General features: G+C 54.1%; 29 protein-coding genes. 27 read left to right on the plus strand and 2 right to left on the minus strand.

All coding sequences use genetic code 11. From position 1 onward, the window contains the following. Positions 1 to 1,308 (minus strand): IS21 family transposase (gene istA / locus TRICHSKD4_RS11940; RefSeq protein ID WP_139052092.1); only part of this gene is annotated, 1,308 nt, incomplete at its 3' end. A 209-nt stretch (positions 1,309 to 1,517) separates the two neighbouring features. Between istA and TRICHSKD4_RS11945 the strand changes: the two genes are divergently transcribed. The 14 genes from TRICHSKD4_RS11945 (at position 1,518) to TRICHSKD4_RS32315 (ending at position 10,045) form a co-directional block, all read left to right on the plus strand. Further along, positions 1,518 to 1,775, plus strand: a complete 258-nt coding sequence (locus TRICHSKD4_RS11945) for a hypothetical protein (RefSeq protein ID WP_009467511.1) — start codon at positions 1,518 to 1,520, stop codon at positions 1,773 to 1,775. An 8-nt stretch (positions 1,776 to 1,783) separates the two neighbouring features. Further along, on the plus strand, positions 1,784 to 2,038 hold the full coding sequence (locus TRICHSKD4_RS11950; RefSeq protein WP_009466990.1) for a DUF1653 domain-containing protein: 255 nt from the start codon (positions 1,784 to 1,786) through the stop codon (positions 2,036 to 2,038). Between the two features lie 11 nt (positions 2,039 to 2,049). Next, the gene (locus tag TRICHSKD4_RS11955; RefSeq protein WP_009466989.1) at positions 2,050 to 2,505 is read left to right on the plus strand and encodes a phage tail protein; all 456 of its coding nucleotides are present in this window, start codon (positions 2,050 to 2,052) and stop codon (positions 2,503 to 2,505) included. Positions 2,506 to 2,514: 9 nt separating this feature from the next. Then, complete coding sequence (locus TRICHSKD4_RS11960; protein WP_009466988.1) at positions 2,515 to 2,721, plus strand: tail protein X; 207 nt, start codon at positions 2,515 to 2,517, stop codon at positions 2,719 to 2,721. Then, positions 2,718 to 3,704 (plus strand): phage late control D family protein, encoded by a 987-nt coding sequence (locus tag TRICHSKD4_RS11965; RefSeq protein WP_009466987.1) that lies wholly within the window; start codon positions 2,718 to 2,720, stop codon positions 3,702 to 3,704. Before TRICHSKD4_RS11960 ends, TRICHSKD4_RS11965 begins: the two co-directional genes overlap by 4 nt. Positions 3,705 to 3,708: 4 nt before the next feature. Continuing rightward, positions 3,709 to 4,221 (plus strand): hypothetical protein, encoded by a 513-nt coding sequence (locus tag TRICHSKD4_RS11970; RefSeq protein WP_009466986.1) that lies wholly within the window; start codon positions 3,709 to 3,711, stop codon positions 4,219 to 4,221. Between the two features lies 1 nt (position 4,222). Then, positions 4,223 to 4,387 carry a hypothetical protein gene (locus TRICHSKD4_RS29300; RefSeq protein WP_009466985.1) on the plus strand — a complete coding sequence of 55 codons (165 nt, stop codon included), beginning with the start codon at positions 4,223 to 4,225 and terminating at the stop codon, positions 4,385 to 4,387. 151 nt (positions 4,388 to 4,538) lie between these two features. Then, a complete protein-coding gene (locus TRICHSKD4_RS32310) occupies positions 4,539 to 4,730 on the plus strand; it encodes a Com family DNA-binding transcriptional regulator (protein ID WP_083782775.1) in 192 nt (63 codons plus the stop codon). Then, positions 4,708 to 5,625, plus strand: coding sequence for a DNA methyltransferase (locus tag TRICHSKD4_RS11975; protein WP_009467512.1), 918 nt, complete (start codon positions 4,708 to 4,710; stop codon positions 5,623 to 5,625). Before TRICHSKD4_RS32310 ends, TRICHSKD4_RS11975 begins: the two co-directional genes overlap by 23 nt. Continuing rightward, positions 5,594 to 6,292 (plus strand): hypothetical protein, encoded by a 699-nt coding sequence (locus TRICHSKD4_RS11980; protein ID WP_009467513.1) that lies wholly within the window; start codon positions 5,594 to 5,596, stop codon positions 6,290 to 6,292. Before TRICHSKD4_RS11975 ends, TRICHSKD4_RS11980 begins: the two co-directional genes overlap by 32 nt. A gap of 76 nt (positions 6,293 to 6,368) precedes the next feature. Then, positions 6,369 to 6,563 carry a hypothetical protein gene (locus tag TRICHSKD4_RS11985; RefSeq protein WP_009467514.1) on the plus strand — a complete coding sequence of 65 codons (195 nt, stop codon included), beginning with the start codon at positions 6,369 to 6,371 and terminating at the stop codon, positions 6,561 to 6,563. Between the two features lie 163 nt (positions 6,564 to 6,726). Next, on the plus strand, positions 6,727 to 7,830 hold the full coding sequence (locus tag TRICHSKD4_RS11990; protein ID WP_040616791.1) for a DUF6161 domain-containing protein: 1,104 nt from the start codon (positions 6,727 to 6,729) through the stop codon (positions 7,828 to 7,830). A 531-nt stretch (positions 7,831 to 8,361) separates the two neighbouring features. Then, complete coding sequence (locus tag TRICHSKD4_RS11995; RefSeq protein WP_168157016.1) at positions 8,362 to 9,072, plus strand: hypothetical protein; 711 nt, start codon at positions 8,362 to 8,364, stop codon at positions 9,070 to 9,072. Between the two features lie 457 nt (positions 9,073 to 9,529). Then, entirely contained in the window at positions 9,530 to 10,045 is a 516-nt protein-coding gene (locus TRICHSKD4_RS32315; protein WP_371256776.1) for a GNAT family N-acetyltransferase, read from the plus strand. On the opposite strand, the gene TRICHSKD4_RS12005 is transcribed toward TRICHSKD4_RS32315, so the two are convergent. Beyond that, positions 9,951 to 10,433 (minus strand): helix-turn-helix domain-containing protein, encoded by a 483-nt coding sequence (locus TRICHSKD4_RS12005; RefSeq protein WP_208993078.1) that lies wholly within the window; start codon positions 10,431 to 10,433, stop codon positions 9,951 to 9,953. The two genes, TRICHSKD4_RS32315 and TRICHSKD4_RS12005, sit on opposite strands and share 95 nt — an antisense overlap. A gap of 157 nt (positions 10,434 to 10,590) precedes the next feature. Here TRICHSKD4_RS12005 and TRICHSKD4_RS29310 point away from each other — a divergent pair, with 157 nt between their 5' ends. From TRICHSKD4_RS29310 to TRICHSKD4_RS12060, 13 genes are all read left to right on the plus strand, one after another. Then, positions 10,591 to 10,902, plus strand: a complete 312-nt coding sequence (locus tag TRICHSKD4_RS29310; RefSeq protein WP_083782777.1) for a helix-turn-helix domain-containing protein — start codon at positions 10,591 to 10,593, stop codon at positions 10,900 to 10,902. Positions 10,903 to 11,093: 191 nt separating this feature from the next. Beyond that, the gene (locus TRICHSKD4_RS30735; RefSeq protein WP_009467519.1) at positions 11,094 to 11,240 is read left to right on the plus strand and encodes a hypothetical protein; all 147 of its coding nucleotides are present in this window, start codon (positions 11,094 to 11,096) and stop codon (positions 11,238 to 11,240) included. Positions 11,241 to 11,254: 14 nt separating this feature from the next. Continuing rightward, the gene (locus tag TRICHSKD4_RS28130) at positions 11,255 to 11,665 is read left to right on the plus strand and encodes a hypothetical protein (RefSeq protein WP_009467520.1); all 411 of its coding nucleotides are present in this window, start codon (positions 11,255 to 11,257) and stop codon (positions 11,663 to 11,665) included. Next, positions 11,655 to 12,050, plus strand: a complete 396-nt coding sequence (locus tag TRICHSKD4_RS12015) for a hypothetical protein (protein WP_009467521.1) — start codon at positions 11,655 to 11,657, stop codon at positions 12,048 to 12,050. Before TRICHSKD4_RS28130 ends, TRICHSKD4_RS12015 begins: the two co-directional genes overlap by 11 nt. A 140-nt stretch (positions 12,051 to 12,190) precedes the next feature. Then, a complete protein-coding gene (locus TRICHSKD4_RS12020) occupies positions 12,191 to 13,540 on the plus strand; it encodes an IS5 family transposase (RefSeq protein ID WP_009465529.1) in 1,350 nt (449 codons plus the stop codon). 3 nt (positions 13,541 to 13,543) lie between these two features. Beyond that, positions 13,544 to 14,359 carry a ParB N-terminal domain-containing protein gene (locus tag TRICHSKD4_RS12025; RefSeq protein ID WP_009467522.1) on the plus strand — a complete coding sequence of 272 codons (816 nt, stop codon included), beginning with the start codon at positions 13,544 to 13,546 and terminating at the stop codon, positions 14,357 to 14,359. Beyond that, complete coding sequence (locus TRICHSKD4_RS12030) at positions 14,359 to 14,820, plus strand: hypothetical protein (protein WP_009467523.1); 462 nt, start codon at positions 14,359 to 14,361, stop codon at positions 14,818 to 14,820. The genes TRICHSKD4_RS12025 and TRICHSKD4_RS12030 overlap by 1 nt, the downstream gene beginning before the upstream one ends. After that, complete coding sequence (locus TRICHSKD4_RS12035; protein WP_009467524.1) at positions 14,817 to 16,865, plus strand: transposase domain-containing protein; 2,049 nt, start codon at positions 14,817 to 14,819, stop codon at positions 16,863 to 16,865. The genes TRICHSKD4_RS12030 and TRICHSKD4_RS12035 overlap by 4 nt, the downstream gene beginning before the upstream one ends. A 68-nt stretch (positions 16,866 to 16,933) precedes the next feature. Further along, positions 16,934 to 17,971 carry an AAA family ATPase gene (locus TRICHSKD4_RS12040; protein ID WP_009467525.1) on the plus strand — a complete coding sequence of 346 codons (1,038 nt, stop codon included), beginning with the start codon at positions 16,934 to 16,936 and terminating at the stop codon, positions 17,969 to 17,971. Further along, complete coding sequence (locus tag TRICHSKD4_RS12045; protein WP_009467526.1) at positions 17,968 to 18,282, plus strand: hypothetical protein; 315 nt, start codon at positions 17,968 to 17,970, stop codon at positions 18,280 to 18,282. The genes TRICHSKD4_RS12040 and TRICHSKD4_RS12045 overlap by 4 nt, the downstream gene beginning before the upstream one ends. Before the next feature lie 102 nt (positions 18,283 to 18,384). Continuing rightward, positions 18,385 to 18,660, plus strand: coding sequence for a hypothetical protein (locus TRICHSKD4_RS12050; protein ID WP_009467527.1), 276 nt, complete (start codon positions 18,385 to 18,387; stop codon positions 18,658 to 18,660). Beyond that, positions 18,657 to 19,034, plus strand: a complete 378-nt coding sequence (locus TRICHSKD4_RS12055) for a hypothetical protein (RefSeq protein WP_009467528.1) — start codon at positions 18,657 to 18,659, stop codon at positions 19,032 to 19,034. Before TRICHSKD4_RS12050 ends, TRICHSKD4_RS12055 begins: the two co-directional genes overlap by 4 nt. Continuing rightward, the gene (locus TRICHSKD4_RS12060; protein WP_009467529.1) at positions 19,031 to 19,702 is read left to right on the plus strand and encodes a DUF3164 family protein; all 672 of its coding nucleotides are present in this window, start codon (positions 19,031 to 19,033) and stop codon (positions 19,700 to 19,702) included. The genes TRICHSKD4_RS12055 and TRICHSKD4_RS12060 overlap by 4 nt, the downstream gene beginning before the upstream one ends. The last annotated feature ends 1 nt before the right edge of the window (position 19,703 follow it).

The raw sequence follows: 19,703 nt of genomic DNA on the forward strand, positions 1-19,703 counted from the left end.
ATGCTGCAGAACCAATGAGAGGATGTCGACCATTTCCCTGTCACCCCCCTCCTTGCGTAACATGCGTTCCTGCAGCCGTTGGAAGGCTTCCGGCATCTCGGTGAAGGGCGCGCCATTGCGAAGGGCGCCAGGTTTGCGCTGAATGACAGCAAGATAGTGCCGCCAGTCATAAACAACCTTGCCTGATTTGCGGCAGGACCGATCAATGAGCCGTGCATGTTCACAAACTGTTTGCCCTTCGGCCACAACGACCAGTCGGTCAGGGTAGACATGCAGGCTGACACGGCGGTTCGCAAAGCTGGCGGGCACGCTATACCTGTTGCGTTCGAATGTGATCAGGCATGTGGGAGACACTCGCTTGCTATGTTCGATAAATCCATCGAAGGCCGGCGGCAGAGCCATCAGCATTGGCTTCTCAGCTTTCCACACATCGGCGAGAGACCCCGGCAAGGCTTTGTGCGGCGTCTCCGCCCAAAGGGCGATGCACCGATCTTCAAGCCATTGGTTCAGTTCAGCCAGATCTGCAAGGACGGGCATGACCTGCCAAAGCCGATTGCGCGCGTCCTGGACGTTCTTCTCGACCTGGCCTTTCTCCCAACCTGAAGCCGGATTGCAGAACTCAGGCTCAAAGACGTAGTGGCTAGCCATCGCCTTGAAACGGACGTTGATGTCCCGCTGCTTGCCTTTGCCGACGCGATCAACCGCTGTCTTCATATTGTCATAGATCCCTCGGCCAGGAACGCCGCCAAACACGCGGAACGCGTGCCAATGGGCGTCAAACAGCATCTCGTGCGTTTGCAGCAGGTAAGCCCGGACCAAAAACGCCCGACTGTGTGACAACTTGATATGCGCGACCTGAAGCTTCAGTCGCTCGCCGCCAATATTGGCCCAGTCTTCACTCCAATCAAACTGGAAAGCTTCGCCGGGCTGGAAGATCAGAGGCACAAATGTGCCGCGCCCTGTCGTCTGTTCCGCCCGCTGCCGGTCCGCACGCCACGCACGGACAAAGGCCGCCACACGTTCATAGGAGCCATCATACCCTAACTGCACCAGATCCACGTGCATCTGTTTGACGGTTCGACGCTCTTTGCGCGACTTGCGCGTCTGGGCCACAAACCAAGAAGACAAACGGTCCGCATACGGATCAAGTTTGGTTGGTCGCGGCGGGGTTTTGAACTTCGGCTCAACAATGCCCTCGCGCAGATACTTCTTCACCGTGTTGCGAGATAAACCCGTGCGACGGGAAATCTCTCTGATTGGCATTTTGTCACGCAATGCCCAGCGTCGAATGACACTCAAAAATCCCATGTCGATCACTCCATATCCCCCGAGCCAAAAACGTCGGGGTAGTGTGTTCACATGGGTCAGTTCTCAGTGACAATTTATGGGGCCACCGGGTCAGTTCTCAGTGAAAATCAACAAGCAGCGAGCGTGATGAACCGGAAAAGGCCCATACAGCACAAAGCAGCGCCGGGCCGAAAGGTGACCGCCTGCCGTTACCCTCAAAGTTTGAGCGGGTGCCAAGCCCGGCACAGGTTCAATCTGCCAATCAGGCAGCCTTGATCGCCGCACTTGAACGGGCTGCCGCCAATCACAACCAGGCGGGCGGCGAACCAAAGGTCGTTGAGGTGCCGCAGTCGGTCGATCAGTCCAAGCACATGAGCCAAACCAATCACTACCACACCCACGTTCACGGGGTGCCAGTTGCAGCCGGGCAAGCGGCGACAGGTTCAATCAAGGCGGCAAACAACTCCCTCATGCGGGATATCGATTAGGAGCAAACATGCCGGAATTTAACATCATCGAAGCACGCCGAAACCTTGCTGTCGTCCGGCATGACATTGGTATCGAAAGCCACTGGAAGCACGTAAAGCGCGGGACCGAATATTGGGTTCAGGCGGTAGCGTTACGTGAAGAAGATCGGGAACCAGTTGTTATCTATCGGGACTGTCATACGGGCACTTGCTGGGTTCGGCCAACAAATGAGTTTCTGGATGGCCGTTTTGAACGTCTTTCGGAATTTGCGCTAAAACTATAGGGAACTAGGCGATGGACATTCTTATGCGCCTTGGCCCGCATCACTTCACGGTCTCCGGCCTCAACTACCAAAAGCTGGTCACCGAATATGAGGCGCGCTGGAAGGAAAACTTCACGGCCGGAGGCGGTCAGGTCGATCACTTCTTCGGCGCAAATCCGCTTGCTGTGACCATCTCCGGGGCCATCTTCGACCAAGCCTTTGGCGGGTTTTCTGAGGCCGAAGCCATTGCCGAGACGGCCATGAGAGGCCAGCCGGTCCCGCTCTATTCAAGGTCGGGAAAGACCTTCGGCAAGGTGAAAATTCTGAGCGTCCGTCTATCACAGGACACAATCGGACCAGGCGGAATAATCCTTGAAGGGGCGCACGACATCAAAGTGTCCAGATATTCCGGCCGAGAAAACCCGAACCCGTTGATGGGCGGCGGCATTGGCAATGCCTTGAACCGTCTCGCGCAGACCTTGTTTTAGGAGACTGGCATGAGGGACTACATGACCCGCGACGGCGACATGGTGGACTTGATCGCCTTTGAGACCTACGGCACCGAGGATGCCCGCGAGGCCATTTATGAGGTCAATCCCGGCCTTGCGGATCTCGGCCTGACCCTTCCGGCCGGGGTGACAATAACCCTGCCCGAATGGAGCGCGCCTAAGCCCTCAGTGCCGCAATCGGGGTTTAACCGATGACGCCGTTTTGTGAGCTGACCTTTGATGGCGCATCGAGCGATCTGGTCACAACCCATCTTCTGAAAGTGGATATTGTTCTCAACAGCGGCGGCGATCCGGACAAGATCACCGCTCGCCTTGCCGACCCCTTTGCGCAGCTCCCAAGACCGCGTGAAGGGGCAAAGATCCGGGCGACGCTCGGCTATGTTGAAGGGCGCAAGCGGCGCTTTGGTCCATTTATCTGCGACGGTTACAGCGGCGGCTTTGAGGAAGAGAGCGGCGAGTTTCTGGAAATCCGGGGCACCTCCGTTGATTTTAGGGCAAGTGCCAAACATCGGGCAACCAAGACACACAAGGACACAACGCTCGGGCAGATATTGAAGTCGGAAGCCAAAAGCGCTGGCTTTGAGGCCATTGTCTCACCGGCCTTTGAGAGCGTTCCTTATGACCATTTCTTCAGAGGTGAAAAGTCTCTGATGCAGATGGTCGGGGAACTTGCCGACCTTCACGATGCCATCGAAAAATACGAGGACGGCAAGATCCTGTTTTTGGAACGAGGTAGCGCCCTTGATCTTTCGGGAGCCTTGCGGACCCATGCGCTCACCCGTGACGATTTGAAGTCCTGGAACTGGAGCCGGGACTTTCGGAACAACTACGCCGGGGTGAAAACCGCTTACCGCGATCATGACAAGGGCAAGCGGGTTGTCGTGAAGGAAAAGCTCGACAAGGGTGACCCTTGGTACGAACACCGCAAGCTCTTTCCAGATCAAAAAACGGCAACGGCGGCGGCGCGTTCCAAGGCAAAGCAGCTTAACCGGAAAGAGCGGCAGATCGAGATTACGTGCAAGTGCGGCGACCCGGATTTGCTTGAACAGATGAACCTCACCTTGACCGGTTTATCCCCGGAAGCGGACCGGGACTGGCTCACGACATCTGTCACCCACTCATTCGATGCTGAAGGCATGGCATTCGATACATCGGCCTCTTGTGAAATGAGGGAGTAGATGGATGGTTGACTATGCAACGGCTCGCGAAAGTATCCGCTCTGGCGATTTGCTGGCGTGGCGTTCGGATAGCCTTTTATCTCTCTTTATTCGCATTGTGTCCGCCGGTTCCTGGAGCCACGTCGGTGTTGCGTGGTGGTTCAAGGATCGGCTCTTTGTCATGGAAGCGCGTGAAGGTGTTGGCGTTGGCTTCAGGGCTGTTTCTGAAACCCTGCCATTCGATCATATCGCAACGGGCGCTGACTGGACGGACGAGGCTGAAACCTACGGTATCAGTGTCTTTGGCCGAAAATACTCCTATGCGGACGCGGCCCGCGCCGGGCTGGGTGTCAAATTCGCAGGCAAGGGAAAGATCTGCTCGGAGTTCGCCGTCGATCTCTTGCGCCGGACAGAGTACGCCTTTCGCCTGAGCGGCCGGAAAGGCTGGCCCAACCCGGTAACGCCAAGCGAACTCGTTGAACACTTTCTGGACCGGGGGGCAACGCTTCGATCCATCAGAACGCCTGAGGTGGAATGAGGTGACAAAATACGTGCCGGAACCAGAAGAAAGTGAATTTGACGAGTTTGGAGCAAGGCGAACCGGCTTGCTCGATCTTCACGGCCGCGAGCTTTTGAGAGAGCCGGAGCCGGTTGGATTTGTTCCCTCTGGCTTCAGACCGGCAAAGCGGAAAACAGAGGACTAAGAAAGAGACACGGGTGGTCCGGACCCGAAAGTCCGGACGGCGGGATCTGGTGTCGCAAAACGTGAACCCGCCCGACAGTAAATGAGGATAACCGCCGCACCCGCTGCCCGCGCGGGCAAGTGCAGTGTGGCTGAGTCGGCAGACGGTTGTCATGCAGGAAATTCGATGTGGCAGGTGCCGCAAGCTTTTGATGAAGTCAGAACCCGCCGCCATTCGCGGCACAGTCGAGGTCAAGTGCCCACGATGTGGCACGATGAACAGTTTGAGGCCGGTTGAGCCCATAACCGATCGCCCGGAGCGGCAGGTAAAGGGTTCCAGGAATGGGCAAGAATGCTCTACGTGAAAGTTTCATATACCCGCCGTTTTCGGTCCTCGATGCGCGGTCGCGATGGTGGCAAGACCGCAAGCGCCAGTGGCTTGATCTCGGCATAGAGAGTGGCAAGGGCCGGAAAGAAGACCTTCTTAAGGGCTATGCTGTCTCAATGGCGAGATGGCACCAAATTCAAGGCCAAGATCATAAGCCCGCCGACTGGATGGAGAAAAGCGTCTTTGATCCGGTTCTAACTGAACTGTTGGTCGCGTGGTTTTCACCGAAAGGTGGGCGCGTCCTTGATCCGTTTGCAGGCGGCTCGGTGCGGGGCATTGTTTCGGCGCTTCTCGGCCGCACTTATCTTGGCGTCGATATCAGCGAAGAACAGATTATCGAAAACAGGCGGCAGGCCGAGGCGCTTTCAGTTCAAAAAGAAGCGCGCTGGAAACAGGGCGATGCGGTTCGGCTCTACAAATCCGGAGTGCGCGGCTGGTTCGACATGATCCTGACATGCCCGCCCTATGGCGATCTTGAGAAATACTCCGATGACCCGGCCGATATTTCCAACATGCCCTATGAGCTGTTTCTTGGAGGCTTTCGGCAGGCGGTCAAGGATGCGGCCGCGAGGCTCTCACCAGATCGCTTTGCGGTCTTTGTGGTTGGCGACTTCCGCGACAAGCAGGGGATAAACAGGGGCTTCGTCGCCGATACGATACAAGCCTGCAAAAACGCGGAGTTGCAGTTCTATAACGATGGGGTTTTGGTCACACAGGCAGGCTCCCTACCTATGCGGGTAAGGGGCATGTTTGAAGCCTCCCGGAAGCTCGGCAAGACGCACCAAAATGTCCTTGTGTTTGTGAAGGGAGATCCGAAACGCGCAACGGAGCATGTCGGCCATGTCACGCCCTTTACCTTCCCCGATTCTTGAAACCCACAACGGCATTGAGGTCGTCCGTGATGATCTGTTGCCGGGCGGAACCAAAACGCGGATTTTCCGGGATTTGATGGAGCGATCTTCAGCCCGAGAATTTGTTTATGCCGGGCCTGCATTTGGTGCGGCTCAGATCGCTCTTGCGGCCGTTGCCTATCAGCTTTGCAGGCAGGCGACATTGTTCGTTCCTTGGAGGTCGACAAAGAGCCGCTATACAGCCGAGGCGGAAGGCTATGGCGCGAAGGTTATTGAGGTGCGGCCGGGCTATCTCTCGGTGCTTCAATCGCGAGCGAAATCTTACGCGGCCGATCGGGACGCCTGCCTTGTTCCCTTTGGTGGGGGAATTGAAAGCCGGGCGATCACAGACGCGGCCGAGGCGCTTTCGATCGAACCGCCGGAAGTCTGGTGTGCGGGCGGCAGCGGAACGCTTGCCCTCTCACTTCGAGCGGCATGGCCCAAGGCACGCCTGAACATCGTCAAGGTCGGCAAGGATCTACCCGCGATCGAGGGCGCAACCGTTCACGATGCGGGCGTTCCATTTGCTCAAGAGACGCGCCCGGCCGCGCCGTTGCCGCTTCACCCAAACTATGAGGCGAAGGCCTGGAAGGTCATGCAATCTGTCACCCCCGCAAAGGGCGCATTGTTCTGGAATGTTCACGGGTAGTTTCAAGGGCCGTTTATCGGGTGTTTAAGCGCCCTTTAAGACGGCTTTAAAACAGCCCTGAAGATTGGAGAATGACGTGAGTTTACTTGTCCAGGCGATTAGCGAAGAAGGCCAACAGACAGACTGGCTATGTGAACGGGTGAGCTATGAGATATCCGGCGACGTCCATCTGATCCGAGAAGGGGAAACGGTGTTCACGCTTGGACCGGAGGATTATTCGGCCGGGTTCAGCGTCGTAGTGTTGGGGGCGGTTTCAACGGCGCTGAATTGACAGAACAATCGTTATTTCTCTGAGAAACTCTCTGCGTTGCTTGCAGATTGTGTTCCGGCATTGAGTCTAATTTCTGGACGGTTTATGAAAATCTCAGACTTAGTCGCGGAATGAAAATAATTTTCTCGAGGCCATTCTGCGAATATTTTTTAAGGACGGTCAGTTGCCTAACAAGAATACGCAAATTTTATTGGACCTTGGGGTCAACAACGGAAAAAAAACCTTCGGGGCTTGGGAAGAAGTTCAGGCCTTTCTGGAAAGTGAGGTTTCTGCTTATCGCTGGCTGAAAGATCATCAAACCCACTGTGACATTTTCTCCAATATTCATCGGTATCAGGTGCAAATCAATCAACAACAGGACAAGGCGAGAGCTGCGCACCTTGTTGGAGAACTGTTTAAGACGTTTGGCCTTCCTCTCTCAAACTCGGTTCAAGGTGCTTTTATTTCACAATTGAGAAAAGACTATTCTGACGCTGTTGCGGCGGGTGCACTGAGCCAGATTATGGGATTACGTGTGCAAAACCCTGACGCGAAACATTTCAAAGGTATTGTCCTTGGTATCGCCTTTCAGGAAGGATTTTCCGTTGGCTCCGCAACTGCTACCCAAAATGCGCTCACAGAGTTGGAGAAAGATTTTAGAGTTAAGTTTGATGAAACTGAAGTTGAGCGACGTAAACAGAGTGGGAACTTTAAAAGGCAGAGGACTTTGCATAAACGCTTAGTTCGGAAGGCGATGTTGATCGCGGAGAAACAAGCGGCTCTGTTAAACAAGCAGGTGGTGGACGCAACTAACGAAGCCATTGCATCGTTGCAAAATACAGAAGCTACTTATCGTGAACATATGAAGCTCCGAGCGCCGGTTGAATACTGGCGTCAAAAATCAACGGCTCATTCGCAAAAATCCGGTACCTACAGACTTTTCCTTTTCTGGTATTTTCTAATTGCCACCACACTTGTGGGTGGGGGGTTGTTTGGGCTTGCCAAGTACATGATCGGCATCGCTACGCCAACTACGCCTACTCCTGTTTATTTTATACTGGGAACGATGGGCGTTTTGGGGACAACTATCTATTTTTGGATAGCACGTATTATGGCGAAGCTATTCCTAAGCGAACATCACATGTCGATTGATGCGGAGGAACGCGCCGTAATGGCTGAAACCTATCTTGCACTAATTGAAAACAACGAAGCGCAAGACAAGGAGAGAGAAATTGTACTGGCCTCTCTTTTCAGGCCTACATCGGTGTTATTTGACTATCAGATTTAGAATACCGGGAATAAGTGGGATTTAGCGGGAAATAGCGAAAACTAATGTTATTACAAGGATGTAACTGATTTTTGTAGAATTCGCTCGGTAACGGTTTTTGACTACCAAAATTAGAATGGGTTTCGAGCCGCCGCACCAAACAGAAATTTTCCGCCTGCGTTTAGAGAGCCTTTAAATTAACGCTGAAAGCAGAATAAGTCCCTGTTAAATATCAAATAAATTGAATGGGTATGCGGCACCATCCCCGTCGATTTTTGGGCTGAAATCCAAATTAGAAATGGAACTCAGTTCAAAATCTGCATTTATGTGTAAATATGTATTTAAATACAATAACTTAATGTGAATTTCTGCTCCGGAGAGAAAATGAACCGCTACTGAGTGCACACTATGTCATTCTATCGGAAAATTCACGTAGGGTTCGTTTTTCACGCCGGTTTCACGACGGTAGCTTTTATCTAATGCGCAGTATTCTTGTTGATGAGGCGAATAATTTCGATGTTCCGAATATATTTTTTAATCGCATCATTCCTAATGCTCCCGGCAGCCCAAGCGCAGGACGTTAATTTCGCGAATGCAGCGGCCCAGGTGAGAACCCACACTTTAATTAATAAACTCACTGCTGAGAATGTTCTGGTCGGCGCGGACTTTGCCCTTGATACCATTGGGCATGCGATCAAGACGACCAGCAATGCAAGAGTAATCCACGAGCAAATGGCCGGTATGGCTCACCGCTTAAACGGCGTGCGGGCCATCTTGGTACTTTCGAAAGACGGAATACTTCAACATGATAGCTACAGGTTTCCTGTTCGAGAAATCGACCTTTCTGATCGCCCTTATTTCAAAGCATCCCAGAAGACATCGTCGCTTATTTTGGGTGACATCTCGCTCGGCAGAACGTCTGGCGTGCCATTTTTGCCTCTCGCAAAACGGGTAGGTGAGCACACCTTGGTCGCCATCGTCTCACCTCACTTTTTGATTAGTCAGCAAACTCAGTGTGAAGATTGCGTTTCAGCCATTATACGTCCGAATGGGAAGGTGATTGCTTCTTTCCCGCCCGCAACTGAGATCCCCTTGGACATCCTTTCCCTCCCGGTCATCAATCGTGCGAGCGAAGGCATAGATAGGGCGGATTTTTTACATTCCGACACTGCGATTGCTTGGAAACAATCAGAAGCCTACCCCATCATCGTGATGAGCGCTCGTGGCCTGACTGGCTCCGCACGCGTGGGGATCTATGACTGAAGTCAGGTAGCTTGCGATCCGGTTATTCTTTTCTATATCGAATATGTCGCGTCCGTCTTCGGAAGCGGAAATTGCATTTTGCCATTCGATCGTTGGCGACTGCCCAGTCGAGCATGCGGCAAACGCTGACAGCTTGCCAATGCCTTCATCGTTGATTTTGCCAGAGATCAAGCTGAAATAATAAAATGTAAGTGCCACGCCTAATACTAGGCCCATGAAACCGGCAGAAAACAGCGTCAGAATTCTTATTCGGGTTTTCTGTGTCCGACTGAAAAAGTTCACAGCATTTTCTTTAATCGACCAATCACGCATAGCAGTTTTTATCTCATAATGAAGGGGCAATGCCTTCGTTTTGGGAGATTTACCAATGACTATTTCTATACGACCTGGACTTAAAAATGACGTAAATGAAATTGCGCAAATTCATTCACTTTGTTGGAATGAAGTATATTCTTTCATGCCCGACAAGGTGCTTGCAGAACGCAGCGAGAAGTATCGGCGCTACCAATGGTCAAATTGGTTCAAAACGCAAACTACAAGTGAAGCTCTATTTTGCGTGCTCAATGATGACGCTGTTGTTGGATTTGCGCTTTGCAAACCAAACTCAGACACTGCGATACATGCGCGAGGGGAGATGCATGCTGCGTACATACTACCCACGTTCCGAGGGGGACTGGTTGGCCCAACGGTGATGATGTTGATGGCCGACTTTCTTCACGAAAACGATATGTGGCCAAGTTGTCTTTGGGCATTTCGCCGAAACAAGTACCGGCGCTTTTACACTGCCACAGGATGGCAACCGTGTGTGTATCGAGATCGTGTCATCGCAGGTCACCCACTTGCCGAAATCGGCTACATAAGCCCAACTTATGATGAACTCATTTGCCGTCTTGAGAGGATGCGCGCTTCAATCTCTGAGAGGCAAAGCCCACGACATTCTCAGACGAGCTTTTATCAAGTTGCCGCTCACTGAGTAGGTAGTCGAAAGCTTCGATAAACTGCTCGGCGAATTCGTCAGGATCAATTCGCCGAGACAGTTTTTCTGCAGCGGCGGATGCTATGTTGTAATTCAGTTTTCTTATATCGGCGATACTCACGTCGCCTATCGATTGGTCCTCGCCAATCAACATCTTTCCTTTACCTGTGAGAAGCCATCGCAAATTTACACCGAGCTTCTCGGAGTAAGCTGAAAGCACTTGGCAAGAAGGCTCCATCTCGCCCCGCTCATATCGGGCCACACTACTAAGTGTAACACCAAGCTGTTGGGCGAACTCATTTCGATCTGGATCACCCATCCGTTTGCGAATTTCTCGAATTCGTTCGCCTAACTCTGTTTTTGATGCTTTTTCAGGCCTCGCCAACTTTCCACCATTAAAAGCGAGTTCGCTATTTACAAAAGAGCGCTCTCGCTATATACCTTCTTTTGTCGGGCCGTTAATCGGGCCGAATTTGCACACATAACGTTTAAGAAAAACGGCTTGTTGCCGCAAGCCGTTTCTCCAACCAAAGAGGCTTCCCATGGCTAAGCCGAAGTTCCCGCCAGTTAATGGCTGGGATCGACACTCGATCTATGCCGAAATTCTCCGTCAGGGAATGACACTTCAAGAACTCGCTAAACGAGCGGGCATAACCCCTCGCGGCGTTTCCCATGTATGGACACGCACCGCACGCACTGCCGAGAAGGTCATCTCAGAGTTCCTAGAAACCCCTGCCGAAGAGCTATGGCCGGATCGCTACCGCAAACAAACCTCTTACCGTGTTTCTACCTCACAAATGACCAGGCACGCTAGAGCGAATTCGCCTTCTTCCTCTGATCAGGAAGCTGCGTAACCACCTCCCTGCGCTGTTTTTCTGATCGCAGTGGCGCGGGGGATGGCCTGCTCTCGCCTCGTTACCTCCCAACGGAAGCACATGAGCGACTTGATTGCCCCGGCGGTCAGGTGCCGATCCCCTGCGCCACATCCAGATCATGCAGCCCGCAGTTGCTGCGGGCAACGTCTAATCGAACCCGAGGTTTAGACATGACCAAAGGCAATTCATTTGACACCCGCGACGAAGACCCGCCGTCGGTCTTTCTTGTTCCTGCCTTAAGCGCCGCAATCATTTTGTCGGTCGGTTTTGGACTTGGAGTTCTGTCAGCGGAACTCGCTCGTTTCTTCATCAACTGATTGGAGACTTTCAGATGAATATTCAAAATCATAATTTTGATGAACACCAAAGATCCAACGAAATTGCAAAGCTGGTCGGCAGCGGCTTGTTCGAAAATCGGGCAGGTATCGTTGCCGTTTCCGAAGAAGGGATACGGCTTCTCAAAGCGCAGGCCCATTGGATGGAGCAAGCCGACAGCCCTGCGCCCGATCACCGCGAAACTCGCTTTGTTTATGGGTGTGGGTTTAGCGCGGCGTTAGCCTCGATCTGCCACGTGCTGAAAGGGCACGGCCTTGATGAGTTAGGCGGGTACTTTTCCAATGATGTGCATGTTGGCGCGTCATCGGTCGAAGGCTGTGACCAGTTCATAGCGCAAATATTCCTCTCCGCGCTTGGCTTGTTCGACCGCGCCGGAACTCAAAGCGGAGGGGAGTATGGCGTTTAATCCTTATGATGAGGACGAGCGGCTCGCGATGATGTTGGCGTGTGCCCAAAAGTCCGTCCAGATGCATTTTTCGCATCTGCCAATGCAGTTCATCATTGATCCGCCGCGCAATCTGTTTGACGCCATGTTGGCCCGGCAGATCGTCACCCACATATTGAATGCCCGGTTTCTGATACCGCGCCGCCGTCTTTGCAAAATGATGGGAAGGCGTCGGACTTCCACGGCCTTTGCATGTGATGCAATAGAAGATCGCCGGGACATTGCCGCCTTTGATGCTGCTTATGTGACTATGGTCGAACGCGCCGTGAAGCTCTTTGAGCGGGAACTGGAAATCGCATCCGACTATCTGGACAGTTTCAATCAAGAATATGAGGAGCGCGCGTAGATGGCTGACCTCAAGACTATTCCTTTAGTTCGCGCTGAAAAACCCCTTAACTGATTGAAGAGTATGGATACCCATTGGGTTTTGGATGTGTGAATATGCCGGTTAGTTGATCCGAAGCACGCATTTTCTGGCATATTCTCATGAGACCTTCAAAACGCAACAAACGGTGTGGCGATCTGTTCAAGGAACGCCTGGCCGCAATCATCGATATGAACCATTCGTTGGTGCGGCTGTCTGGTCTGATGCCTTGGGATGAATTTGATGCGGAGTTCGGCAGGCATTATCGCCCCTTGGGACGACCGGCCAAACCAACGCGTCTGATGGCCGGGCTGCACTTTCTCAAGCACATGTACGATCTTTCCGATGAAGAGACGGTTGAGCGTTGGGTTGAAAACCCCTACTGGCAGTCTTTCTGCGGTTTTGAGTTTTTCCAGCACCAATTCCCCATTGATCCCTCAACCATGACCCGCTGGCGCAAACGGATTGGTCCTGAGGGAATGGAAAAGCTTCTTTCTGCTACGGTAGGTGTTGCGATTGAGAGCGGGACGATCAAGAAGAGCAGCCTTGAGCGGGTCTTGGTTGATACGACCGTTCAACCCAAAGCCATTGCCCATCCCACCGATAGCCGTCTTTATCACAAGGCCTTGCAGCTTCTGGTGCGCCAGGCCAAGAGGGCCGGCATCATCTTGCGTCGCAGCCATACCAGAGTTGCCAAAAAGGCGGCCTTGATGGCGGGCCGTTATGCCCATGCCAAACAGTTCAAGCGGATGCGCCGGGAACTCAAAAAGCTGAAGACCTATCTGGGCCGGGTCTATCGCGACATCTCCCGCAAGATCGCAGGCAACGAAGGTCTTGAGCACCGGTTCTCCCGTCTGCTGGGACTGGTGGAGCGGCTTCTGGCCCAGACCCCCAAGGACAAAAACAAGATTTATTCCATGCATGCGCCGGAAGTGGCCTGTATTGCCAAGGGCAAGGCGCGAACACCTTACGAGTTCGGGGCCAAGGTTGGCATTGCCACGACCAATCGGGAAGGATTGGTTCTTGCGGCGAGGGCTTTTGAGGGCAATCCCTATGATGGGCACACCTTGAATGACACCATCAGTCAGGCTGAGAAAGTCTGCGGCACCAAAGCTGAGCGTGTCTATGTGGACCGTGGCTATCGGGGGCATGATTATGAGGGCGACGCCAAGGTCATGATCTCCGGCCAGAAGCGCGGGCTGACGGCACAGATGAAGCGTGAGCTGAAACGACGATCAGCGATCGAGGCCACCATCGGCCACATGAAAACAGATGGACGACTTGACCGGAACTTCCTCAATGGCAAAAATGGCGATGCCATCAACGCCCTGCTGGCCGCAGCCGGTCATAACCTGCGTCTGATCCTCAATGCACTGATCATTTTGCTGCTCTGGATCACAAACCCCATCCCCAAACCGGTCAAATCGAATATTTGCGTATTGCTTCGGCCACGCGCAACATCAATGGCTTAGACGTTGTTCAGGGCGGACCCTTTAGCTAAAATCATCCTGGGCGAACGCCTCCGGGACATTGACGAAGGCCATGCGGAAGCAATCGCCGCGTCGATATCTGATCGTGGCTTGATCAATCGGATTACGGTTCGGGCAACGCCTGCAGCGAAGGGCGGCACCCACACAATGGTTGCCGGGGCGCATCGGTATCGCGCCCACCAAATCCTTGGCCTTACCGAGATTGATTGCATGGTGGTCAAGGCTGACGCGGACGAAGCGCAGCTGATCGAGATTGCAGAGAACCTATACCGCAATGAGTTGTCGGTTATTGATCGCGCGATCTTTGTCGAAACCTACCGCGAGCTTTGGGAAAAGAAACACGGCGAGATCAAACGCGGTGGTGACAAGAAATCAAAGGCTCAAGTTGAGCCTTTGATTTTTGCAGGCGGTCGAGATCTACAAGAACACATTCAGGACCGATTGGGCTGGTCACGTGGAAAAATCAAACGCCTGAACCAGATCGCCAAAAACTTGCACCCTAAAGTCCGAGCGGCACTTCGTGACACGCCGATTGCTGACAACCAATCCCAACTGCTCAAACTGACCAAAATGGAGCCGAGCCTCCAACAGCGGGTCGGCAAGGCGATTGCCAAGGGGAAAGAGTTTTCCGAAGCCGTTTCCCTTGCCTGCGACAAGCCGAAAGTTGTCCCTGACCATGACCTGATTACCTACGCCGCCCTATTGAATGCGTGGGAAAAGGCCACACCAGCCGCCCGCGCCCGGTTCCTTGGTGAGCTGGATGATGGTTCGGGTGAAGATGAAGAGCAGGAGGCCGCATAATGAGCCTCCCCAATCCAGACCAATTCGATTTGTTCGAGGAAGCGGTTTTTCCGGTTCGCACGCCGGTCACGTCGATTGATATTGATCGCTTCCGTTCTCGCGTAAAGCGCTCCATGGCGCAGGCCATCCGAGAAAGCAAATACGACCGCCCGACGATTGTCGCCCGCATGGCGCAATATCTCCGGCAGGAAAACATTTCCAAATCAACGCTGGATGCCTACACGGCCGAAAGCAAATCCACCCATGACATTTCTCTCGTCCGGTTCCGCGCGTTTGTGCGGGCAACCGACGCCCCGTGGCTTTGGGATGTTGTCGTTTCCGAGGACGGCCTGACCCTCTTGCAAGGCGACGAAGCCCGCCTTGCCGAGATCGCCCGGCTCCAACAGGAGCAGAAGGTAATCGGGCGACAGCTTAAGTCGCTGAGATCCACACCAGTTGATGTGAAGCGGGGGCGGTCATGAAAGAGTGGTTTTCCTTTGCAGAATTGGCCGAGGCCAAATTGCCCGATATGCCGCACAGCGTTCGCGGGCTGTCGAAGATGGCGGACAGGCAAGGCTGGTCCGGTCATTCCCGGCTTGTTCCAGGTACAACCAAACCCACAAAGGAATACCATGTCTGCGTGTTGCCGGAAGCGGCACAGCTACGCCTCGCGATTATCATGGAGCCAGCGGCCAATGACGAAGAGGATCCGCAAGCGGCAGAGCGCCGCGCTCTTTGGGAACGGTTTAACGGGCTTTCAAATGCTCAAAAACAGGTCTGTAAAGACCGTTTAAAGATCCTTGAACGGGTGACAAAACTGGAAGCGGCCGGGCTCGCGCCGGTTGATGCCGTCAAACTTGCCGCCAAAGAGGCAGAGCTGAGCCGGGCGACCGTTTATAACTGGCGCTCTCAGGTGCTTCACCGCGAGCGCGAGGACTGGCTCGCAGCGCTTGCACCTTCCACGGCGAAAGCGGCCGAGTTTGCCGATTGTCATCCCGATTTGTTCGAGATGCTGAAATCCGATTTCCTTCGCCCGGAAAAGCCCTCGTTTTCGGCATGTTATCGGCGGGTGAAGGACTATTCCAAAAAGAACGGTTTGGAGCCGCTGCCCTCAGAGCGGTCCTTGCGCCGCCGTCTTGATCATGAGGTGTCAAAGGCCGTTCAGACCATGGCCCGCTCTGGCAAGGAAAAGGCGAAGGCCCTGTTCCCGGCTCAGCGGCGGACGCGCCGCGATCTTCACGCTTTGCAAATGGTCAATATGGATGGGCACAAGTTCGATGTGTTCGTGACATATCCCGGCCGCAAGAAACCCGGTCGCCCATGTCTTCTGGCTATTCAGGATCTTTATTCAGGCAAGATCGTTTCGTGGCGCTTGTCAGAAACGGAAAACAAGGAAACTGTCCGGTTGGCTATCGGCGATGTGGTCGAAGCCTACGGGATCTTTGAAGACATTTATCTCGACAATGGGCGGGGCTTTGCCGCCAAGTGGATTTCGGGCGGGGCGAAAACCCGTTTCCGGTTCAAGGTAAAGGATGAAGACCCGGAAGGGCTTCTTGTGGCACTTGGCGTCAATGTTCACTTTACGACGCCATATTCGGGACAATCCAAGCCTATCGAACGGGCGTTTCGCGATCTGACAGACACCATATCGCGCCACCCGTTTTGCGCCGGGGCCTATACTGGTCGCAGCCCTGAACACAAGCCCGACAACTACATGAGCCGGGCCATTCCGTTTGATGCGTTCAAGGCGTTTGTTGCTGAGCGCATTCGGGACCACAACGCCCAGGTGGGCCGATCTGCAGAGAATTGTGCGGGCCGGTCCTTTGACGAGACTTTCCGCGCCTCCATTGAAGCACCGGGGACGATCATTCGAGTCGCGTCCCCTTCACAGCGGGCGCTCTGGTTGCTCGCTTCGGAAACCATCAAGACCCACAAAGGGTCCGGCGAGGTGCGTTTTCAGGGGAACCGGTATTGGTCCCGCGAACTCAATCAGCATATGGGCGGCAAGGTTGTTATCCGCTTTGATCCGGACAACCTGCACCTGCCGGTCAAGGTCTACGATCTGAATAACCGATGGATATGCGATGCACCTTGCATCGACGATGTTGGCTTCAAGGATGAGACGGCGGCGAGAGAACACGCCCGCAATCGCAGAGAACTGGATAAGGCGGTCAAGGCGCAGCGCGATCTGCACACGCGGCTTAGCGCCCGTCAGCTGGCTGATCTCTATGCCCCTTCAGATGAAAAGGCCGTTGATCCGGAGCCGATACGCCCGGCAGTGACGCGCCTCATTCCGGGCAAGATCATAGACCGTCCGGCTCCATCAGAAGAGCCAGAGGCAGACACCCAAACATCAGATTTCGAGGACAGTTTTTCCCGCGCCATGTCGAAGGTCGGGTTTGGCAGTGTTCTCGATTTTCCGGAGCAAAACTCCGACCCCGCCGAGCCGAAGTGTAACGAGTACGGCGACGGCGACATTGAGCCGAAAAGTAGTGAGTACGGTTCCGAAAGAAGGTGGCGGGGCTGAGGAACGAAGCCCCGCCAGTATTGATCGCAAGTAGGTGAGTTGCGAGCAAATAACCAAAGGAACCATAGATGAACACCCAAAACGCCACAAGCCCGAAGGGGCAATCAACGTGGGATACGCTGCGGCAACCGCCTCCAGTTGGGGACAACCGCAGCGAGGAAGATGTCGCGCGATGGGAAGAGTTGACCGCCAAGGTCGCGGATATTGCGAAGGCAAACAATTGGAGCCAAGGTGAAGTAGCCAGACGCTGCGGACTACCAGCAGCCTCTTTCAATCTTTGGTATTCGGGCAAATATTCCGGCCGTCTCGATAGCCAAAACAACAAGATCCAAAATTGGCTCCAGCAGCTGGAAGAAACGCAGGATCTCGTCGGGCGCATTCCTTCATCGCCTGATTTTCTGACGACGCGCTTTGCCAGAGAAGTGTTCGAGACCCTGGCGTGGGCGCAGGCCACCAATGATGTCGCGGTCATTACCTGCATTGCAGGCATTGGAAAGACCGCCGTATGTCGCCACTACGCGCGTGTACGTCCTAACGTTTACATGGCGACCATGTCTCCGAACACCAAAACGCCCTATGCCATGTTGATCGAGTTGGCTGAGGAACTGGAAGTTCAGGAGCATAATCCGGCCCGTCATGGCCGGGCGATTGGACGCAAGCTTGCTCGAGCCGGGGGCAACACGCTCCTGATCGTTGATGAAGTGCAGAACCTTCAGGATGATGCGATCAACCAGCTTCGCCACTTCTCCGACAATTATCAATGCGGCGTGGCTCTGGTCGGCAATAGCGAGGTTTACACCCGCTTTGCCCAGGGCCGGAAGAACGGGCGTTCTTACGATCAGCTCAAGAGCCGGTTTGGCAAGCGAATATCACGGGAAAAACCATATCCCGAAGACATCAACATGTTCATCAAGGCTTGGGACATCGAAGAACCCAAGGCCGTCGCGATGCTTCGCGGAATTGCCCGAAAAGGTGGCGCGCTCCGGCAGATCGACAAGACCATGAAGCTGGCCTCCATGCTTGCGATCGGTGACGGTTCCAATCTGGTGTCTGTTGAACATATCGAGCAAGCCTGGACGAACCGGGACGTGGAGGATGTGGTATGAGCGCTCCTTCTCTTGCCGACGAACTCTCCGTCCTTCGCAGTGACATTGCTGCTGATCTTGCCGACTGGCCGGTTCTCAAACCCTATCTTGCGCGGCTCGACTTTCGTCTTCATGCCCTGCAAAAACTGGCCTTTTCCATGGAGCAGGAACTTCGCGCTCACCGGATTGGCGAAGTCAACCGAGCGGGCGCGAAGGTTTTGCAGGACGAGCTTTCCAGCGTTGTCGGACAGCCCACCGCCGATGTGATCGATCTGTCCGAACGCCTTTCTCGGGAATGGCCGCCAAAACCAACCGGGGGAGACGTTGCATGATCTCCACCGGCGACTTTACCCGCCTTGAACTTGCCGCAGTGCTTGGCCTTGCCTGCCGGGGCGGCTGTCCCCACTCGCGCATCGCAAAGAAGGGAGGTCGCAATGCCTCTTAGTCTCGACCTCTACACCTATCGCAAGGCGCTTGAACGCAAGATCGACGGTTTGATTGCAGAAGACGATCCGGCCTTCAACATTTTCATCGATATCAGCATGCGCCTTGACGAGTTTGCGGACCGGGCGCGGTCGCTGGAATTGTCTCGGGTTGCCGAAGGCTCCCGGCTCACGGAGATCGATCTTTCCGACGATACGATTGTTGTCTTTCCGGTTGCCAAGCGTCCGATCCTTGTTTCCTCCCGTGATGATGGAGGGGCGGCATGATTTCCACCGGCGACTTTACTCGTATTGAGCTTGCGGCCGTTCTCGGGCTTGAACGCTTGGGGGATGATTTCGACGAGATCGCCCTGACCATGGGGCGCTCTCACCTCGACATTGAACGCGCCTACTATCTGGCGATGTGCCTGCTCGCCTTTCCAGATGAACTGCCGAAAGTGCGCACGGTGCAAAAACCGGCGTCCGCAGAACCGCCCGTTCAGCCCGCCAAGTACCAGCCTCGAAAATTCAGGGTGTCACGGGAGGCGGTTCGCTGCCTTCCGAGACCCAAGCATGATGTGACCGCCGCGTTCTTTGGCGACCCGGACCCTGATCGGTTCGAAAAAAGCAACTCCACGAACAATTCAGGAGACAGAGCATGACCGCAGCCGTACAGGAAGCCCGCACCGACGCTCAAGCCATTGACGATGGCGTCCAGGTGCTCAACGGCAAGCAATACATGGCCGACGCCAAAGGGAACCTTGTTCCGCTTGAACTGGTGAAACCTCAGGACAAGCTGGAAGATGAGACGGTCCGCAAGATCTTTGGCTACGCGGTTCCTCTTTCTGATCAAGTCTCTCGGTTCAAGGGCCATACCTTTACGGACCTTGGCGAACTCGATGCGCTGCTGGAACAAGACTTTGGTGCACGGCGCGGCGGCAAGAAGGGCAACAAGACCTATCGATCTTTGGATGGCTGCAAAATGGTCAAGGTCCGGGTGTCAGATTTCATCGACTTCGGGCCGCAGCTCCAGATCGCCAAGTCCCTTATCGATGAATGCCTGAATGAATGGGCTGCTGACAGCCGCCCGGAAATCAGGGCAATCGTTACCCGCGCTTTCAACACCGACAAGGAAGGTCAGATCAATCGGTCGGAGATCTTCATGCTCTTGCGGTTGGAAATCGAAGATCAGCGCTGGCAACGGGCAATGGGTGCGATCCGCGATGCAATGCGGATTACAGGATCAAAGACCTACATCAACTTCTACCAACGGTCGGCACCGGATGCGGCTTGGGAGTTGGTCACAATTGATCTGGCAAAGGTGGCCTGAG

Origin of the sequence: Roseibium sp. TrichSKD4 (genome assembly GCF_000148725.1) — a bacterium.
Lineage (GTDB): Bacteria > Pseudomonadota > Alphaproteobacteria > Rhizobiales > Stappiaceae > Roseibium.

What these genes read in the sequence shown, in the direction of transcription:
- TRICHSKD4_RS11950 (WP_009466990.1), top strand. Translation starts at nt 1,784, where the DNA reads ATGCCGGAATTTAACATCATCGAAGCACGCCGAAACCTTGCTGTCGTC.
- TRICHSKD4_RS11955 (WP_009466989.1), top strand. Translation starts at nt 2,050, where the DNA reads ATGGACATTCTTATGCGCCTTGGCCCGCATCACTTCACGGTCTCCGGC.
- TRICHSKD4_RS11960 (WP_009466988.1), top strand. Translation starts at nt 2,515, where the DNA reads ATGAGGGACTACATGACCCGCGACGGCGACATGGTGGACTTGATCGCC.
- TRICHSKD4_RS11965 (WP_009466987.1), top strand. Translation starts at nt 2,718, where the DNA reads ATGACGCCGTTTTGTGAGCTGACCTTTGATGGCGCATCGAGCGATCTG.
- TRICHSKD4_RS11970 (WP_009466986.1), top strand. Translation starts at nt 3,709, where the DNA reads ATGGTTGACTATGCAACGGCTCGCGAAAGTATCCGCTCTGGCGATTTG.
- TRICHSKD4_RS32310 (WP_083782775.1), top strand. Translation starts at nt 4,539, where the DNA reads ATGCAGGAAATTCGATGTGGCAGGTGCCGCAAGCTTTTGATGAAGTCA.
- TRICHSKD4_RS11975 (WP_009467512.1), top strand. Translation starts at nt 4,708, where the DNA reads ATGGGCAAGAATGCTCTACGTGAAAGTTTCATATACCCGCCGTTTTCG.
- TRICHSKD4_RS11980 (WP_009467513.1), top strand. Translation starts at nt 5,594, where the DNA reads ATGTCACGCCCTTTACCTTCCCCGATTCTTGAAACCCACAACGGCATT.
- TRICHSKD4_RS11995 (WP_168157016.1), top strand. Translation starts at nt 8,362, where the DNA reads ATGCTCCCGGCAGCCCAAGCGCAGGACGTTAATTTCGCGAATGCAGCG.
- TRICHSKD4_RS32315 (WP_371256776.1), top strand. Translation starts at nt 9,530, where the DNA reads ATGCCCGACAAGGTGCTTGCAGAACGCAGCGAGAAGTATCGGCGCTAC.
- TRICHSKD4_RS29310 (WP_083782777.1), top strand. Translation starts at nt 10,591, where the DNA reads ATGGCTAAGCCGAAGTTCCCGCCAGTTAATGGCTGGGATCGACACTCG.
- TRICHSKD4_RS30735 (WP_009467519.1), top strand. Translation starts at nt 11,094, where the DNA reads ATGACCAAAGGCAATTCATTTGACACCCGCGACGAAGACCCGCCGTCG.
- TRICHSKD4_RS28130 (WP_009467520.1), top strand. Translation starts at nt 11,255, where the DNA reads ATGAATATTCAAAATCATAATTTTGATGAACACCAAAGATCCAACGAA.
- TRICHSKD4_RS12015 (WP_009467521.1), top strand. Translation starts at nt 11,655, where the DNA reads ATGGCGTTTAATCCTTATGATGAGGACGAGCGGCTCGCGATGATGTTG.
- TRICHSKD4_RS12020 (WP_009465529.1), top strand. Translation starts at nt 12,191, where the DNA reads ATGAGACCTTCAAAACGCAACAAACGGTGTGGCGATCTGTTCAAGGAA.
- TRICHSKD4_RS12030 (WP_009467523.1), top strand. Translation starts at nt 14,359, where the DNA reads ATGAGCCTCCCCAATCCAGACCAATTCGATTTGTTCGAGGAAGCGGTT.
- TRICHSKD4_RS12035 (WP_009467524.1), top strand. Translation starts at nt 14,817, where the DNA reads ATGAAAGAGTGGTTTTCCTTTGCAGAATTGGCCGAGGCCAAATTGCCC.
- TRICHSKD4_RS12040 (WP_009467525.1), top strand. Translation starts at nt 16,934, where the DNA reads ATGAACACCCAAAACGCCACAAGCCCGAAGGGGCAATCAACGTGGGAT.
- TRICHSKD4_RS12045 (WP_009467526.1), top strand. Translation starts at nt 17,968, where the DNA reads ATGAGCGCTCCTTCTCTTGCCGACGAACTCTCCGTCCTTCGCAGTGAC.
- TRICHSKD4_RS12050 (WP_009467527.1), top strand. Translation starts at nt 18,385, where the DNA reads ATGCCTCTTAGTCTCGACCTCTACACCTATCGCAAGGCGCTTGAACGC.
- TRICHSKD4_RS12055 (WP_009467528.1), top strand. Translation starts at nt 18,657, where the DNA reads ATGATTTCCACCGGCGACTTTACTCGTATTGAGCTTGCGGCCGTTCTC.
- TRICHSKD4_RS12060 (WP_009467529.1), top strand. Translation starts at nt 19,031, where the DNA reads ATGACCGCAGCCGTACAGGAAGCCCGCACCGACGCTCAAGCCATTGAC.